We start from the raw sequence: 17,503 nt of genomic DNA, 5'->3' as shown, positions 1-17,503 counted from the left end.
AGTTGTAATAGAAAGTCATCACATTAAAAAAATGGAAAGGCTTATCAAGACGGCGGGACTAAATGAAACTGGAGGTATAATCCTTGGCAGTTATCCGGATTTTACGACGGCAGAAGTAAGTGAAATTCTAGGACCGCCTTCAGACAGCAGAGCTGGCAGATATTGGTTTGAAAGAGGGATAAAAGGTTTAAAATCAATTTTGAATGCAGCATGGAACCAGAACCAGTACTACCTCGGGGAATGGCATTTTCATCCAAATGGAACCGTGGAGCCAAGTCCGCAGGATTTTCAGCAGATGAAGAAAATATCAAAAAGTGAGAAATACTACTGCCCCGAGCCGTTAATGATTATTATTGCCGGAAATTTTCAAAATTACATACTTGGTGTGTATATCACAGACAGAAAATTAAACAAGACTTTTCAGCTTGCAGAATATACAGAGGAAGTTAAATGATTGAACTATGAACACGGAATTGATTATAGATAATAATGAAGATAAGGACAAAGATGGTTTTCCAATAAACAGTAAAGGTGCTCATATAGCTTTGCGTGATGGAGCAGGAAATGTTTTCATTCCACTTTACTGCAATTTTTTCATTAAAGTTCCGGAAAATGCTGGAATAAAATTTGATCCAAATAATAAGCTCGAGGTTAACTCAGCAGTTGATGCGCTTATTAATATTCTGGCAAAGAATGGCACTTAAAAGAGCGAAATGCCAAACATTAAGTCTAGGATCCTGCTCTATAATGCAAATGTGTTTTAAAAGTTTTTGCAGTCTCATATTAGTGTTCGTCATTTAAAAGATTCATTAAATCTGATTTATTGTAATAATATGACCCTAAAATTTTTTTGAAGCGAACTTTACCCGTTATTCGGAGGTTCAGTAACGATGCAGCAGACATATCCATTATTTTCCTCACAATACGGCTTTTAAGCCATTCTCGATTTAAGCCACCTTTTTCTCTATAATTTGTTTGAACTGCTCCACTAGCAATAGACTAAATTGCTTTAAATCATCTTTAGTTATATTATCGTTCATTTTTGTGCCTCCTATTCTTTGATGTTAAGTAATAATAAGTTATGTTCCTATCTTTCTCGTTGCTTAAAAGTGGTGTTTTAGGACGTTGTTAGTCACTCAAAGTCCGTGCATAGTACATTAAAATGCTAAAGAATTGTGATGGCCGAAATTCTAATCAGACGCTATGGACAGTTTGTCAAAAAGAGGTCTGTTACTCACATCACAATCAAATTATCAGCTTTCGAATTGTAAAATAGTTATGGGAACCGATAGCGTTCTTAGTTAAAAAAAAAGTCAATTTAGTTGCATTTGATAGAGATACCAAAGTGAAGAGATAAGGAATATTTTGAAACTTCTAAAAAACAATTTAAAACAATAAATAAAAGTTTAATTTGATTGTTTTGCAAATGTAGTAATACAGACATAACTTATATTAGAAGTCAAGAATTATTGGGTTTGAAAGAGATGTAAATGATAAAAGGAAATAGTTATTTTTGTAATCTAAACAATTACAATGATAACAAGTATAGAACAAGCATTACTAAGTTGCAATCCAGATAAGTTTGCTAATATTTGTAGATTATACCTAGGTTATAGATATCCAATTGTAAATCCGACTGGTTTAGTTGTAGGAAAAGAAAAATCAAAGAAAGGAACTCCAGATAATTTTATTTCGGATAATGATTCTTATATATTTAGTGAAATCACAACCATTGATAAAAATCAATTAGTTCCAAAACTAAAAAAGGATATTGAACATTGCTTTAATCAAAATGATGTTTCTTCAGACAAAATAATTAGAATTATTTTAATCTGTAATCAAGAAATTACAACTAAAATTCAGGAAGAACTGAATGAACACAAAAACTCAATAAATAAATTCACTAAGCTAGAAGTGATTGGTTTAGATGCTTTTGCAACTATTATTTTTAGAGACTTTCCTTCTTTGTCTAGAGAATTAGGATTGAATATAGATACAGGTCAAATTTTAGAAATGAGTGAATTTATAATTCAGTATGAAAAATCAAAATTTGCTACACCATTATCAAATGCCTTTTTTAATAGAGAATCAGAATTGGATAAAAGCATAGAACTTCTAAAGCAACATGATTTTTTACTAATTACTGGACAAGCAGGAGTTGGAAAAACCAAATTTTCAATTCAGTTAGTTTCAAATTATTTGAAAAGTAATCCAGGATATATTGTAAAATATATTAGAAACAATAATCAACTAATTTGGGATGATTTAAAAATACAAATCACAAAAGACAACAAATATATAATTGTTGTTGATGATGCTAATAAACTCAAAAGTAATTTAACATCAATTATAAATTTTAAAAATGAATTCAATTCTGGTGACATTAAAATTATAATGACTGTTAGAAATTATTTGAAACAAGAAATTGAATATCAGCTCAAAGAAAATGGTTTAATTGAATTAGCAAATTTTGAGAAATCTGAATTAGCAAAAATCTTGCAATCCCCTGAATTTAATATTAATGATTATTATACTGATAGAATACATTCAATTTCAAAAGGAAATCCAAGAATTGCCCTAATGGGAGCCATCGCTGGATTAAATAAAGAAATCGAAAAACTTACTAAAGCATCATTAATATTAGAAGAATATTTTTCTTCTGCTAATAATAGTATAAAAGACGATTTAGTTTTATTAAAGACTGCTGGAATACTAACACTATTTAGATCTATTGATATTTCTAATTCAGGTGTTATCAATGAAATTTCAAATCATTTTGACATTAACAAAAATGAATTAGTAGAAAAATTAAGCTTACTAGTAAAAAATGAAATTGCTGACGAATACAAAAAAACGTATAAAATTGCTGACCAAATTCTTGGAGAATATATTTTCTATTTGATTTTCATTAAAGAGCAACATATTTCATTTAAACAACTATTGAATTTACACTTTGATGACCGCAAAATTTCATTGATGTCTCTTTTAAATCCAATAATTAGCAATTATGGTTTTCATGAAATAAAAGATTTGATATTGTATGATGTTAACCAAAAATGGAATTCTATTCAAGAAGACCGAGATAGATCAATAAAATTTTTAGAAAGCTTTTGGTTTTATTTAGAAACTGAAACAATAGTATTTATAAACAAAATTATAAGTTCAGAAACGGATTTTGAAATAGATACTCTCAAGTTTGAAATTTACAAAGACAATTCTATTGAATCGTATGATGATAAAATAATCAATCTTTTAGTAAATTTCCAAAACCTACCGGATAAGTTTGAAGTGGCTTTGACTTTATTATTAAAGTACGGACTATCAAGTCAACTGCTCTTTACAAAAGTACTAAAAGTTTTTACACAATCATTTACCTATAAAAGGTTTAGCTATGAATATGGTTATAAAATTCAAATAAAACTTTTTGAGTTTTTATATTCAAAGGTTAATGAAAATAGTGTTTTTTATTCTAAAATTATTCTCTTTATAGCGAATAAATATTTAATTGAGAGTTACGAGTGTAATTATAGTGGAAACGGAAGACAATTCTACTTTAATCAAGAATACATTGTACTAACTGTAGAACAAAAGAATTTTAGAACTAAACTTTTTAAGTTCATTTTTGAGTGTTATAAAAATACCGAATTAAAAAATAGTGTATATGACTTCTTTGATAAACATAGGTATTCACATCGCCATCAAAATGAAAAAAGAATAATCAATTTTGAGAAAAAACTAATACTTCCGTTTTTTGAAGAAAATTTCAATAGTGGAGAATTTAGAGAATCTTCAATTGTACATAATTATATAAGGAAACTTGGTTATTTAAAAATTAAGGTGAAAAAAGAAGTGAAAAATCTTATTAGTTCGAAAGAATTCAAATTATGGTTATTATTAGATGAAAAATTTGAAAGAAATGAAAAGATAATTAATAATTTTTCAGATTATACTTTTGATGATTATATAGATTTACTGCAGTCAGTGAATATAATTTTCGAGAATAAGAGTGGGGATCATTCTTGTTTTGAGACAATAAGTTATCCCGTTTCAGAAATATTAGGAAATCTTGCCAAAAAAGATTTTAAACTATTTATTAAAATACTAGAAAATGTATTTCAGTATGAATATTCAAAAAAATTATACTTTGCAAAAATAATATCAAATATAGATTTTGATAAAGATAAAGTCGAAATACTAACATTAGTATTCAAAAACAATATAAATAGTGAGATTAATTTATTAGAGCTTTTTACGATAATCCCAAGTGAGTATGTAAAAATAGATGACTACAATTATCTTATAGAAATACTACAAAAAGATGATTTCAAAAATATTTGGTTCATTGATGATATAATAAAAAGGCTTTCAGATTTACAATTGAATGCTGAAATTGAAATTGAAAAGTTACTCGATATAATAATTCGAAAAACTGAATTAAATGATAACCTCTATATGTATGGTCACTTTTTTGAAATCATTAATGACCAATACCAATCCTCTTTCATAAAATACTTAAAAAAAATTGAAAGAATTTATTTGTATTTAGATAACTCCAGAAGACATTTCGATTATAGCTTGGAAGTATTAAAGATGATTTTATCACAAAACCCTAATTTTATAATTGATTTATTGAAATATAATTTTGACGATAAAGACTATTTATCTCGAAGAGATTTTGATCAAAATGATTTCAAGAAACTTTGGGATTTGGACAATTATGGAATTGTTTTTGAAAATATGATTAATTATTTAGTGAATTTCAAAAGTATTTTTCTTCATCGTGCTTCAGAATTTTCAACTGCATTTAGAGGAGATAGCCAGAAAGAAATTGATTTTTTACGTAATCAATTATTGAAAACTGAAAATAAAAAAATGATTGAATTAATTTTCAATATTGTTACCAGTATCTATAGAGATAAAATGTTAGATTTTCTCAAAATAATTTTAGATAAAGATTGTGATGCAGAACTTTTCAAAAGACTCGATTTTTATACTTCTGCTGGAATTACAATGGGTAGTAGGTTACCAAATATGCAATTTGAATTATCTCAATTAGAAAAAGTAAGAGATTTTCTTGTAGAACAAAATAAAATAAACTACTACGAATTTATAGAAATCATTAATCGAAATATTATGTATTCTAAAATGAGTATTGAAAGCGAAAGAAAAAGTGAATTTGTTAGTGAATGGGATTAATTGTAGGTTTGTTAAATAGATTAAACCCATAAAGTAAAAACATAAGACATTCTCAATTATGAAAATCCAATATTGTTCCGACCTACATCTCGAATTCCCTGACAACAAACAATACATTCTGGATAATCCAATTGAGTCAATTGCTGACATACTTATTTTAGCTGGAGACATTGTACCTTTTAAAATAATGGAAGACCATCAAGATTTCTTCAACTACATTTCAAGAAATTTCGAAACGACTTTTTGGATACCAGGAAATCACGAGTATTACTATGACAGGATTGATAATGATGTAGTTTTAGATACAAAAATTAGGGAGAATATCTTTTTAGTAAACAATTGCATTAAAGAAGTTACCGGAGTTAATTTGATTTTTTCAACATTATGGTCAAATATTTCTCAAGCCAAGTATTGGACAATTCAACAAGCAATATCCGATTTTAAAGTAATCAAGTATAATGATCGATTATTCAATGTTGATGATTACAACCTGCTACACCAAGAGAGTCTCGAATTTCTACAAAAAGCATTTGCAATAAAATCAGATAATAAAACAATTGTTGTAACACACCACGCGCCAACTTTCGTAAATTATCCAGAAAAATATGCTAATAGTAAAATCAATGAGGCTTTTGCAACCAACCTAACAGACTTAATTGAAGAGAACGATATTGATTATTGGATTTATGGCCATCATCATTCTAACGTTGGTAATTTCCAAATCGGAAATACTAAATTAGTAACTAACCAATTGGGATATATAAAGTACAATGAGAATATTGGTTTCAATTCCAAAACTTATCTTAAAGTATAAATAAGTTTATTTTTATACATAGTTCAATGTATTATATACATTAATAAATTGATATTTAATATAATAAACCTATATTTGCACAATAAACCTATCTAGTTTATTATAACAATTATTAGTTTATTATGGAAAAATTAAAAGAATATATCCATCAAATACTAGGGAAAGACCTTGAAATAAAAGAGTTGTCAAAAGAGTACACTAATAAATTACCGTTCCTTTTCAGGAACAATTTTAATTTTTATGTAACTCATTTACATAATCACGAATTAATTTTAGTAAAGGTAAATAAAGAAGATGCTTTTAATGCTGCACAATTAAGACAACAAGTGATAGCAATCCAAAAGGTATTAGACAAAAGAATTATTATTGTTACCGAAGACATCACGGCTATAAATCGAAAAAGACTTATTGACCAAAAAATTAGTTTCATCGTTCCCGGAAAACAAATGTTTCTCGCAGAATTACTTATAGATATTCAAGATTTCAATAAGGAGAAAGCATATCAAAAAGAATTTCTGTTGCTACCTTCCGCTCAATTAATTTTGCTATATCAAATACTGCACAGAGAAGATAATTTAAGTCAATATACCTTCAAAGAATTAGCAGAAAAATTCCAGTACACTCAAATGGGGATAACAAAAGCGATAGAAAATTTAAAACGATTAGCTATTGCTGAGGTTGTTGGAACCAAAGAAAAAAATATTGTATTCGAAACTGATATCCCAAAACTTTGGAAAAGCATTGAAAAACATATTATAAATCCAGTGCTAAAAACAGTTTATGTAGATGAAAAACCATCAATAAAAATGCATTGTTCTAACGCTACAGCATTAGAAGAATATAGCGATATGAATCCTAGTAAATTGGAATATTTTGCTATAGAAAAAAACAAATTCTATGAGTTAGAAAAAACAAACCAATTAATAAATCTAAACAAAGAAAGCGGAAACTACGCTTTAGAAGTTTGGAAATACAATCCAGAATTAATCACAAAAGGAATAACAAAGAAAAATAATGTAGATCCATTATCTCTATACATAAGTTTGAAAGATGGATTTATTGACGAAAGAACGGATATGGCATTAGACCAAATAATAGAAAAATGCATATGGTAAGAGGTTTAGAAATATTTAGACAACATTTTAAAGATTTCACAGATAATTATATCATCATAGGAGGAACTGCTTGTGACATCATCATTGACAGTGTTGGTTTAACGCCGAGAGCAACAAAAGACATTGATATTATTTTAGTAATCGAAGCATTAAGTCCGAAATTTGTAGCACATTTTTGGGAATTTATAGGACAAGGAAATTATGAAGTCAAGGAAAAAAGTGAGGAAGATCGAAAATACTATCGTTTCATAAAACCACAAGTAGAAGAATTTCCTTTTCAAATTGAATTGTTTTCACGAATACCCGATTTATTAGATTTGGAGGAGGGAACACATTTAACTCCAATTCCAGTTGATACAGAAATTCCGAGTTTATCAGCTATACTAATGGATGATGATTATTACAATTTTACTATTCAACACAGCCAATTTGATAACGGAATACATTTGGCAAATACAGAAGCTTTGATAGGCTTAAAAGCTAAAGCATTTCTAGACTATAAAGCCCGAAAAGAAAACGGAGAAAAAATTGATGAAAAGCAATTGCGTAAGCATAAAATGGATGTTTTCAGATTGTTATTATTACTAACTCCCGAAGATAGTTTTATCATTGCAGATAGTATTAAATCGGACATAATAATTTTTACAGAAACCGTAAAGGATGACTTACCTGATAAACAAATTTTTAAAGAAATGGGGGCAGGAAATATTGATGTAAAAGAGTTGTTTGGTGTGTTAGTTAGGGCTTTTGATATTTAATAATTGAGTTATACGCTTAAGTAATTTTATAAAGAACTCATTATTAGTTTATTATTTTTATAGTGCTGTTTTAATGTCAATCTTTATAGTTGTTTATAATATTAGATGAAAAAACCAGCTTCAATTAACTGATTATCAAGCAATAACTAAGTGTATAACTCAATTTAATAAAATAAACCAAGTAAAATAAAAGCATTTATCAAAAATACATATAAAGAATTTCAGACGCATTGAAAACTTAACAGTCAATTTTAATGGCAAAATAAATATTAACATAGTAGAAAATGGAAGTTGCAAGTCAGCACAAAAGATTTGTTAAGTTCAAAAAATAACATTTTAGACATATCAATAATGCGAATCGTTTTAAATAATAGCACTAGAAATAATTGTGAAAATATTATTGAAGGTTGTATTGCGTTCTGTATAATTACTGTTTGTTCATATTGTTCACGTTATATTTATGTTCACGAAAACGTGAACGCTTGATATTCGTGAACAGGTACATAATTATTTAGCTGTATGAACAACATTTGTACAACTATTTATTTTATACTGATTATGAAATTCCTCTATTGTTAAATTTCCAAGAGCGGAATGTCTTCTACAGCTATTATAGAAATTTTTGATATAGTCAATGATTGATTTTTTTGCTTTTTTTATCGTGGTGTATTTGTTTTGATAAATTAATTCTGTTTTTAATGTCTTGAAAAAACTCTCAGCAACTGCATTGTCATAGCAGTTGCCTTTTCTGCTCATGCTTTGGGCTATCTGCTCTCTTTTTGTCAATAGGTAAACAAAGTCTTTGCAGGCATATTGGATTCCTCGGTCTGAATGAAATATCAATTTCTGGTTACGATCTAAAGGGCGATTCAGCATGGCTTGTTTGAACGCGACAATTGTGGTGTCCCTTGCTTTCATGGTTTCACTTAACGACCAGCCTATTACTTTGCGGTCAAATAGATCCATAACCGCAGTAAGGTAAGTCCAGCCTTCTTTAGTCCCGATATATGTGATGTCAGATACCCATACCTGATTTTGGTTACTCACTTTAAACTTCTGGTTTAACAGATTCTCCGCTACAGGATATTTAGGAGAAGAGATTGTAGTTCTTTTGAATTTTAGTTTTGGGATCTTTTGTAAATGATTCTCCAGCATTATCTTTCCAACAAAAGACCGGCATGTTTTTATGCCTATTGTTGACAATTCTTTAGTGATTCTTACGCTTCCATACCTGCCCATACTCCAATGATAAATTCTTGAAATCTCGGATGTTACAAAAACTTTGCGTTCCGCTCTGCTCGTAGGGAGGCCTTTTAGCCATTTATAGTAACAGCTAGGGTCCACCTTGAAAATTTTGCACATCTTTATAATTGGGAACACATCAGTGTTTTCTTTAATAAATTGATATTGTACCCGTCTTTTCTGCAGAAGATGCCCAGCACTTTTTTCCAGAATATCGCGCTCCAGCTTGATATTCTTAATTTCCTTTTTTAACCTTAATAATTCTTTTCGGTTTGTATGTGAATCAGATGTTTTTTGTAGGGTGAGTTTTCCATCCGTGTAAAGTTTCTTCCAATGCTGGAGGCTGTGTTTACTGATACCGAGCTCTTGTGCTACGCGAAGTACGCTCTTGTACTCCCTGCTGATGGTGACGGCACAGATTTTAAATTCCAAGGGCCATCTTTTTCTTGTTTGTTCCATTATTAAAAAGATTTTTAATGTCAAAGATAGAACGCCTTAAGTTTTTGTGGCAAAAAAGGTATCAACTCCAATGGCAAAGTGCCACAATTTTGCCATAAAAATTTGGAGCACTTTTGAAAATTTTGATAATTGAAGGGGAAATAAAAAATCCTGCAAATTCAAAAAATTGCAGGATTTTAAAGGATTTCGGGACATTTTGTGTGTTTTTGACAACTTTGAAAAGCTGGCTATAAACCGTCCCAGTGGAATCGCCGGGAATCGAACCCGGGTCCAAACAAGCAACTAAAGAGCTTTCTACACGCTTATTTCCTGAATAGATTTTCGACGCTGAGTTAGGTCAGGAACAACCGCTCTTTGCTTAGCTTCTTTAATTTCGAAATCCGCCCAAAGCTTGCAGAAATCTAGGTTTATCTTTACGATTTACCTTAATCGACCGCTATAAACCAAAGCTTTCGAGGTAAATCCTGCTTTCCTACCTTGTAGGACGAGGCTAATCTTACTATAATTCAGATTATGCAGCAAGAGCGTAGTTTCCTTCGCCGTGTAAAAAGTTTGAGACCTTTTATTTACGAGAATTGTCCCAGTTCTCGACGTGCTTACTTTTCAATTCGACTTGCTGTCAAAACCAGTCGACCCCATTTTTTAGATTCTTGGCTGAAAAGAATTTCTTTTGCAAAGATAGTTTAATTTATTGGCAATGTCAATGATAATATAAAACCAAAAATTAATTTCACTTTGTAAGGTCAGACAGTTGTAACCTGTTTTCTGTCGACTAATAGCTGCTGTTTACTCAACATCCTTAACCTTAAACGGATAATCACCAAATATCACAGAAAGTTTACGAACCGCATATGTACTTCGGTTGAATTTATTGGATAATGCTATTATGGTTACGTTCTCATCTTTTAAAGTAATATAGGATGAGGTAAAACCATGCCACCAGCCATTATGGAAATAGAAGTTTTTACCGGTTTCCCAGTTAATCATCCTAATACCCAATCCGTAATTTTTAGTTCCTTTATGCTCGTTACTGTATCCAGTGTATACTTGTGCAAGCAGTTCGGGTTCTAAGAAAGACGGGGAATTCCTCGCTCTGTCAAATTTTAATAAATCTCTCGGAGTAGAATAGATGTTTTTATCACCGTATATTTTGTCTAGATAATCAATACCGATTTCGACTCTATTGGCTTTGTAGGATGGCGCTACATTATGTTTGTCTTTATCAAAATCCAATACAAATGTATGAGTCATTCCTAATGGTTTAAAAATAATCTGTGCCATAGCATCTCTGTACGAAAGCTTGGTTACTTTTTCAATAATCAAAGCCAGCATTGCATAATTAGTATTGCAATAGGCAAATCGGGTACCGGTTTTTTGCTCCAATTTAATGTTTTTGGTACCCATAATAGTCAAAATGTCCTGATTGGTTAAGGTATTATGTCTATCCCAGACATTTTTATCACGATCTGTAAAATAAGCATAACTGCGCATACCGCTTCTATGACAGAGCAGCATTCTTACAGTAACTTCAGGATATGGAAATTCCGGTAAAAAGTCGGTCACCTTTTGATCTAGGTCAATTCTTTTGGCATTGACTAATTTTAATACAGCCGTAGCGGTAAGCACTTTACTAACGGATGCAATATGGATCGAAGTGGTGTCAGTTATTGGTGTTTTGTCTCTTAAATTAGAATAACCTTCATATTTTTCATAAATAATCTGGCCGTTTTTGGCCACAAGAAAACTGCCGTTCATGCTGTTGTTTGGCCAGTTTTTTCTATAAAAAGATTCTATATAGCGTTTTTTTTCAGCAATATAATCTGCAGTAAGAGGTGTTTCCTTACCCATTGGTTTCATTTTGGGTAAAACGTTTTTGGGAAGGTCAGCATCTTTTATTTCTATTGTATCTTTCTTTTTAGATACGGAATCATTTTTACAGGAAGCCAGTACCGCTATTGGCAGCAGTAAATAGAGTATATTTGCCTTTTTTGTTAAATTCATTTTCGAAGTACTAGAAAAGCAAATATATATAATCCTGTGGTTTGTTATTGTTTTTTTTTATTTAAGAGTTATGTTAATTAATAATTCTTTAAGAAATGTATTTATATATTTAATTAATCGTCATAGGATTAAGTTTCTCTACATGAGAAAATGTTTTATAAAAAAATTGTAAATTAAAAAACATTGTTATATTTGTAACAAATAATACGTATAAAGTTATATTTTTTCAATCTAAAAAAATCAAAGCATGAAATTCGGAATTATCAAAGAAAGAAAAAATCCGCCAGACCGCAGAGTTGTCTTTTCTCCAAATGAACTAACTAAAATTAAGCAATTGTATCCGAGCTGTACAGTTAAAGTAGAAAGTTCAGACATTCGAATTTTTACTGATTTAGATTATCAAAGCATGGGAATTGAAGTAGTTAATGATATAAGTGACTGTGATGTTCTTTTTGGTGTAAAAGAAGTTCCAGTGAACGATTTGATTCCTAACAAATCGTATTTCTTTTTTTCGCATACCATTAAGAAACAGCCTCATAATAGAATGTTATTGCAGACTGTTTTAGAAAAAAATATTGATTTGTATGATCATGAAACTATTATTGATGCGCATAACAGGAGATTAATTGGCTTTGGCCGATATGCGGGAATAGTGGGAACTTACAATGCTTTTCGTGCTTTTGGGTTAAAATTTGAACTGTTCAAAATGCCAAAAGCAGAAACGCTTTCAGGAAAAGATGCTTTAGTTGCACATTTAAAAAGACAGGTTCTGCCGCCTTTAAAAATTGTTGTAACAGGAACTGGAAAAGTAGGAAATGGAGCCAAAGAAATTTTAGATGCAATGAAGGTTAAAGAAGTTTCGGCGGAGAATTATTTGACTAAGAATTATACGCAGGCTGTTTATACACAGATTGACGTTTTGGATTATAATAAAAGAAAAGACGGTCAGGTTCTTGATTTTACTGATTTTCATAATAATCCGACTGAGTATGTTTCCGATTTTGAGAAATTTACAAAGGTGTCAGATATTTATATTTCAGGTCATTTTTATGCCAATGAAGCACCTGTAATATTGACCCGCGAAATGCTGCAGGCTAGCGATTGTAAAATAAAAATAGTAGCAGACATTTCCTGTGATGTCAATGGTCCTATTGCTTGTACACTGCGGTCTTCGACTATTGCAGAGCCTTTGTACGGTTATCTGCCAAGCGAAAATAAAGAAGTAGATGTTTTTCATCCAGCTGCAATTGTTGTAATGGCTGTGGACAATCTTCCTTGCGAATTGCCAAAAGATGCCAGTATTGGTTTTGGCGAAATGTTTTCGGAACATGTTGTTCCCGCTTTTTTCAACGGAGACAAAGACGGTATTCTTAAAAGAGCCAAAATGACCGAAAACGGTAAGCTTACCGAGCGTTTCAGCTATCTGCAGGATTATGTTGATGGGAAATAATTTTTCTAAGTTTTGAGTTATAAATTATGAGTTATAAATTTTAAAATAACTCATAATTTATAATTAAATTCAAACCATATCTTCAGGTTTCACCCATTGGTCAAATTCTTCAGGAGTTACATAGCCTAAACGAACCGCTTCTTGTTTGAGTGTAGTTCCATTTTTATGAGCAGTCTGTGCAATTTCTGCCGATTTATAGTAGCCGATTTTAGTATTCAAAGCCGTAACAAGCATCAGTGAATTATTAACCAATTCTTCAATTCGTTTGTAATTGGGTTCAATTCCCTGTGCGCAATGAATGTCAAAGGAGTGGCAGGCATCACCAAGTAATTCTGCCGATTGCAGAAAGTTGGCAGCCATCATTGGTTTAAAAACATTCAGTTCATAGTGTCCCTGCATCCCGCCAACAGTAATTGCCGTGTCATTTCCAATCACCTGTGCACACACCATAGTCAGAGCTTCGCATTGAGTTGGATTAACTTTTCCGGGCATTATAGAGGAACCGGGTTCATTTTCGGGAATATGTATTTCGCTAATGCCAGAACGCGGTCCAGACGCCAGCATCCGAATATCATTAGCAATTTTATTCAAAGAAACGGCCAATTGCTTTAGAGCACCGTGAGTTTCTACAATAGCATCATGAGCGGCCAAAGCTTCAAATTTATTAGATGCGGTCACAAATGGATGTCCGGTAAAATGTGAAATATATTCTGCTGCTTTTACGTCATAGCCTTTCGGTGTGTTCAAGCCAGTTCCTACAGCAGTACCGCCTAGAGCAATTTCAGATAAATGCTGTAATGTATTTTTGACAGCCTTTAATCCAAAATCCAGCTGCGCAGCATAACCCGAAATTTCCTGACCCAAAGTTAAGGGAGTAGCATCCATCAAATGGGTTCGTCCAATTTTTACAACCGATTTAAATTCGATTGCCTTTTTTTGAAGAGTATCTCTTAGTTTTTCAACATTTGGAATCGTGTTTTCTACTACCATTTTATAGGCAGCAATATGCATTGCAGTTGGAAAAGTGTCATTAGATGATTGTGATTTATTGACATCATCATTAGCTTTGATAAAAGGCTCGTCTTCTGTAATACTGCGCTTTTTTAAAACTTGGGCACGATTAGCAATAACTTCATTCACATTCATATTGCTTTGTGTTCCTGAACCAGTCTGCCAGATCACCAAAGGAAATTCATCAAAGAGTTTCCCTTCTAAAATTTCATCACATACTAAAGCTATGTAATCTCTTTTTTCTTCAGATAAAACCCCCAGTTCACAATTCGCATAAGCGGCAGCTTTTTTTAGATAAGCAAAACCTTCAATAATCGGTTTTGGCATCGAAGCAGATGGACCAATTTTAAAATTGTTTAAAGAGCGCTCGGTTTGTGCTCCCCAATATCTGTCAAAAGGAACTTCAACTTCTCCCATAGTGTCTTTCTCAATTCGATATTTCATTTTTGCTTTTTTTTATGGTAAAATATATCTAATAAAATTACGTCTTTTTTTAATTTTTTCTTCCCATGATTAATATAAAAAGGTAATGACAGTAGGAAGCTTTATTAATAAGCCTCTAACTGTAATTACTTTTAATAAGAGATTCAATCTTTTTTTTTACTTTTTTTAAATATATGTAAGATTATTTATGAGAAAGAATCTCTATTTTTTGAAAGAATAATCGTTTATTTATAAAAAATTAAGGATGGTTTTAACATTATTATACTGTTTATTTTATAATTTTTTTAAATTTATTGAATGTTTCTTATTGTACAAATTTTTGTTGTATTAAATTGATTATCAGAATCATTGTAGCTATGGAAGATAAAAAAAGGGTAATTGCATGGGCAAAAAACTATTTAAGAGGTGAAGATATTTCTAATACTGTCCCTTTTGAGGATTTGTACCAAAGTTTAATACAGTATGAGCAATATGGATATGCTACTGAAATATTACTAAAAAAGATAGCTGATAATGAGGATCAAGGTGCTGAAATAAAGCTGTCAAAATATCAGGATTTAGCTGATAATATTTATAAAGACAGTACGCTGTCTTCTTATTTTAAATTTGATAAGGCAATAAATGTGCTCAAATCTTTTTGTGATTTAGAACATACAAAAAATTCGAAAACGCTTGGCATTGCTGGTGCAATATACAGAAGCAAGTGGAAGTTTGATCACCAGTTTCATAACTTACTGCAATCGAGAGCTTATTATAAAAAGGGATATCTGATATGGAAAAACAAAATGCACAAATCCATTCAAATCGAAACAGATTGTATAAATACGGCGGTAAATTATGCTAATCTTAATGAGCTAATTGTAATTGAAAATTTAGAACAGCTTTCTGAAACCTGCGAAATTACAAGTGAAACCATTACAAGATTTGAAACGGCTCAAAATACTAGAAATGAAATAATACAGGCTTATTTGGAAGATGCTGATGAAGTAATTTTTAAAGAAGGAATTGAAGCTAAAGAAAAATTATATACCGCCTTGGCTGAAGCTTTTTTTGGTCTGCGAATGTACAATAAAGCACTCTATTTTATTAAACTGCATATTCAAGACAAGAAAGAAAGCTGGCAGATTAAATCTTTTAGCAAGCAGATTTATAACTTGGCTAATTATCAAAGAACAGAGAAATGTCAAAAATCTACGAATAAAGATCCCTTTCAGGAAAAGGAAATTATAGAGGAAGGGCAAAACAGCTGTTTGATTGCTTTAAATCTTCAGGCAGATGATAATAATGATGAAAAGAGCATAAAACAAAAACCGCAGAATAAAGTAGGAATAGGGCTTTCGGGAGGCGGATTTAGAGCTTCATTATTTCATATTGGTGTCTTGGCAGCTTTGGCCGAAAAGGATAAACTGAAAGACATTGAAGTGATTTCCTGTGTTTCTGGTGGATCTATTATTGGTGCTTTTTATTATTTAAAAGTTAAGCAATTATTTGAAAGCAAAACAGATGAAGACATTCTTCAGGCCGATTATATCCAAATTGTAAAGGAAATTGAAACAGAATTTCTGGATGCCGTTCAAAAGAATATTCGGATGCGTCTGCTGACTAACTTTTCTAAAAATTTAAAGATGTGGAAGGGAAGTTCGTATTCACGGTCTAATAGATTGGGGGAGCTTTATGAAGAGTATTTTTATAATCCCTTGTTATCCAAGAAAGATTCCTCACCAATTTTTATGAATGATTTATTCATTCTTCCATTTGGAAAGGAATCATTCAAATTAAATGATGATAATTGGAAAAGAATAAATAAAGTGCCTCAGTTAATTCTAAATGCTACCGCTGTGAATACAGGACACAACTGGCAGTTTACAGCTTCCTGGATGGGAGAACCGCCAACCTATATTTCAGATGAGTTTGATGTAAAACCGCGTTTAAGAAGAATGTATTATGAAAATGCGCCTGAGCAGTATCAAAATTTTAGATTGGGTTATGCAGTAGCAGCTTCATCCTGTGTTCCGGTTTTGTTTCAGCCTTTAGTTTTGAAAGGATTGTATAAGAATTTTGATCTCGAATTAATTGACGGCGGGGTACATGATAATCAAGGTATAGCATCTATCCTGGAACAGGAATGCAATGAAATTATTGTAAGCGACGCCAGTGCTCAAATGCCTGATAATGCAATTCATACCGGAAATGCAATGTCACTCTTTTTTAGGGTAGATACTATTTTGCAGGAACGTCTGCGCGAGATTCAGCTGCTGGATTTAAAATCACGAAAATATACCTCAATTGTAAACAAGCTTTCGATTGTTCATTTAAAAAATGGACTGGAGCAGCTTCCTGTGAGCTGGATTGACTGCACCGATGTAAATCGAGGCATTTTGTATGATAAGGAAATTGAGGATGAAAATGCACTGCTAAAATATGGCATGATGAAGAAAATTCAGAAAGGACTCAGTGAAGTGAGAACTGATTTGGATTCTTTCAATGATCTTGAGGCCTATGCTTTGATGTACAGCGGCTACAAACAGATGATGCACGAAAAAGGTGCAGCGATTATGAAAAATGAAAATTGGAATTTTCTGAAAGTAGCAGACAGCTGTACTTTTCCAGCTAAAGAAATGCCGCTTGTAAGACAATTGAAGGTAAGTAGTTATGTGCCTTTCAAGATTGTCAGGATGTCAAAAATCCTAACTTTTGCAGTGTTAGGAATCGGCAGTATCGTATTAATTTTTATCTTATTTGGTTTAATTTGTAATTGGAGCAATCCTAAACCTTTTTATCAAATTGATATCTCCTATAATTTTATCGGAGTAACGCTAATTGTTTTTTTAACAGGTTTCTTATCTAAATTTTTATCCAAAGCAATCAATATCGAAAGTATAGCTAAAAAGAAAGCGGTCCTGCTATTATTAATTACAGCAGGCTGGTTATTTTTTAATATCTATATCAGTATTTTTAACCCTTGGTATAACAAGTTAGGAAAATTAAAGTAAATGTTTTTTTACTTTAATTA

General features: G+C 31.2%; 11 protein-coding genes and 1 other RNA gene. 8 read left to right on the top strand and 4 right to left on the bottom strand.

All coding sequences use genetic code 11. The features are described 5' to 3' along the window. Positions 1–31 precede the first annotated feature (31 nt). The 6 genes from C8P67_RS09595 to C8P67_RS09565 all read left to right on the top strand — a co-directional run bounded on the left by C8P67_RS09595 (position 32) and on the right by C8P67_RS09565 (position 7,883). Positions 32–454 (top strand): Mov34/MPN/PAD-1 family protein, encoded by a 423-nt coding sequence (locus tag C8P67_RS09595; RefSeq protein WP_170141439.1) that lies wholly within the window; start codon positions 32–34, stop codon positions 452–454. Positions 455–461: 7 nt separating this feature from the next. Continuing rightward, a complete protein-coding gene (locus C8P67_RS09590; protein ID WP_115812714.1) occupies positions 462–704 on the top strand; it encodes a hypothetical protein in 243 nt (80 codons plus the stop codon). Positions 705–1,533: 829 nt separating this feature from the next. After that, positions 1,534–5,196: an nSTAND3 domain-containing NTPase gene (locus C8P67_RS09580; RefSeq protein ID WP_115812712.1), complete on the top strand. Its 3,663-nt coding sequence runs from the start codon at positions 1,534–1,536 to the stop codon at positions 5,194–5,196. A gap of 58 nt (positions 5,197–5,254) precedes the next feature. After that, complete coding sequence (locus C8P67_RS09575; protein ID WP_115812710.1) at positions 5,255–6,010, top strand: metallophosphoesterase; 756 nt, start codon at positions 5,255–5,257, stop codon at positions 6,008–6,010. A 122-nt stretch (positions 6,011–6,132) separates the two neighbouring features. After that, positions 6,133–7,125 carry a MarR family transcriptional regulator gene (locus C8P67_RS09570; protein ID WP_115812708.1) on the top strand — a complete coding sequence of 331 codons (993 nt, stop codon included), beginning with the start codon at positions 6,133–6,135 and terminating at the stop codon, positions 7,123–7,125. Then, positions 7,113–7,883, top strand: a complete 771-nt coding sequence (locus C8P67_RS09565) for a hypothetical protein (protein ID WP_245980412.1) — start codon at positions 7,113–7,115, stop codon at positions 7,881–7,883. The genes C8P67_RS09570 and C8P67_RS09565 overlap by 13 nt, the downstream gene beginning before the upstream one ends. Before the next feature lie 507 nt (positions 7,884–8,390). Here C8P67_RS09565 and C8P67_RS09560 read toward each other — a convergent pair. The 3 genes from C8P67_RS09560 to C8P67_RS09550 form a co-directional block, all read right to left on the bottom strand. Continuing rightward, complete coding sequence (locus C8P67_RS09560) at positions 8,391–9,584, bottom strand: IS3 family transposase (protein ID WP_115812704.1); 1,194 nt, start codon at positions 9,582–9,584, stop codon at positions 8,391–8,393. A gap of 240 nt (positions 9,585–9,824) precedes the next feature. Next, positions 9,825–10,221: a transfer-messenger RNA gene (ssrA, locus tag C8P67_RS09555) on the bottom strand. 149 nt (positions 10,222–10,370) lie between these two features. Next, positions 10,371–11,585, bottom strand: a complete 1,215-nt coding sequence (locus tag C8P67_RS09550) for a serine hydrolase domain-containing protein (protein ID WP_115812702.1) — start codon at positions 11,583–11,585, stop codon at positions 10,371–10,373. A gap of 247 nt (positions 11,586–11,832) precedes the next feature. Between C8P67_RS09550 and C8P67_RS09545 the strand changes: the two genes are divergently transcribed. Beyond that, positions 11,833–13,035, top strand: a complete 1,203-nt coding sequence (locus C8P67_RS09545; protein ID WP_115812700.1) for an NAD(P)-dependent oxidoreductase — start codon at positions 11,833–11,835, stop codon at positions 13,033–13,035. Between the two features lie 69 nt (positions 13,036–13,104). On the opposite strand, the gene fumC is transcribed toward C8P67_RS09545, so the two are convergent. Beyond that, on the bottom strand, positions 13,105–14,490 hold the full coding sequence (fumC, locus tag C8P67_RS09540) for a class II fumarate hydratase (protein WP_115812698.1): 1,386 nt from the start codon (positions 14,488–14,490) through the stop codon (positions 13,105–13,107). Positions 14,491–14,846: 356 nt separating this feature from the next. Here fumC and C8P67_RS09535 point away from each other — a divergent pair, with 356 nt between their 5' ends. Then, positions 14,847–17,483, top strand: coding sequence for a patatin-like phospholipase family protein (locus C8P67_RS09535; protein WP_115812696.1), 2,637 nt, complete (start codon positions 14,847–14,849; stop codon positions 17,481–17,483). Positions 17,484–17,503 lie beyond the last annotated feature (20 nt).

It is taken from the genome of Flavobacterium aquicola (assembly GCF_003385115.1).
GTDB lineage: Bacteria > Bacteroidota > Bacteroidia > Flavobacteriales > Flavobacteriaceae > Flavobacterium > Flavobacterium aquicola.
Note: the sequence above shows the minus strand (reverse complement) of the source record. Positions and strands in the feature narration are given on the sequence as shown.

Bases quoted from the DNA above. Each gene is read 5' to 3' on its own strand.
- C8P67_RS09595 (WP_170141439.1), top strand. From the start codon at position 32: ATGGAAAGGCTTATCAAGACGGCGGGACTAAATGAAACTGGAGGTATA.
- C8P67_RS09590 (WP_115812714.1), top strand. From the start codon at position 462: ATGAACACGGAATTGATTATAGATAATAATGAAGATAAGGACAAAGAT.
- C8P67_RS09580 (WP_115812712.1), top strand. From the start codon at position 1,534: ATGATAACAAGTATAGAACAAGCATTACTAAGTTGCAATCCAGATAAG.
- C8P67_RS09575 (WP_115812710.1), top strand. From the start codon at position 5,255: ATGAAAATCCAATATTGTTCCGACCTACATCTCGAATTCCCTGACAAC.
- C8P67_RS09570 (WP_115812708.1), top strand. From the start codon at position 6,133: ATGGAAAAATTAAAAGAATATATCCATCAAATACTAGGGAAAGACCTT.
- C8P67_RS09565 (WP_245980412.1), top strand. From the start codon at position 7,113: ATGCATATGGTAAGAGGTTTAGAAATATTTAGACAACATTTTAAAGAT.
- C8P67_RS09560 (WP_115812704.1), bottom strand. From the start codon at position 9,584: ATGGAACAAACAAGAAAAAGATGGCCCTTGGAATTTAAAATCTGTGCC.
- C8P67_RS09550 (WP_115812702.1), bottom strand. From the start codon at position 11,585: ATGAATTTAACAAAAAAGGCAAATATACTCTATTTACTGCTGCCAATA.
- C8P67_RS09545 (WP_115812700.1), top strand. From the start codon at position 11,833: ATGAAATTCGGAATTATCAAAGAAAGAAAAAATCCGCCAGACCGCAGA.
- fumC (WP_115812698.1), bottom strand. From the start codon at position 14,490: ATGAAATATCGAATTGAGAAAGACACTATGGGAGAAGTTGAAGTTCCT.
- C8P67_RS09535 (WP_115812696.1), top strand. From the start codon at position 14,847: ATGGAAGATAAAAAAAGGGTAATTGCATGGGCAAAAAACTATTTAAGA.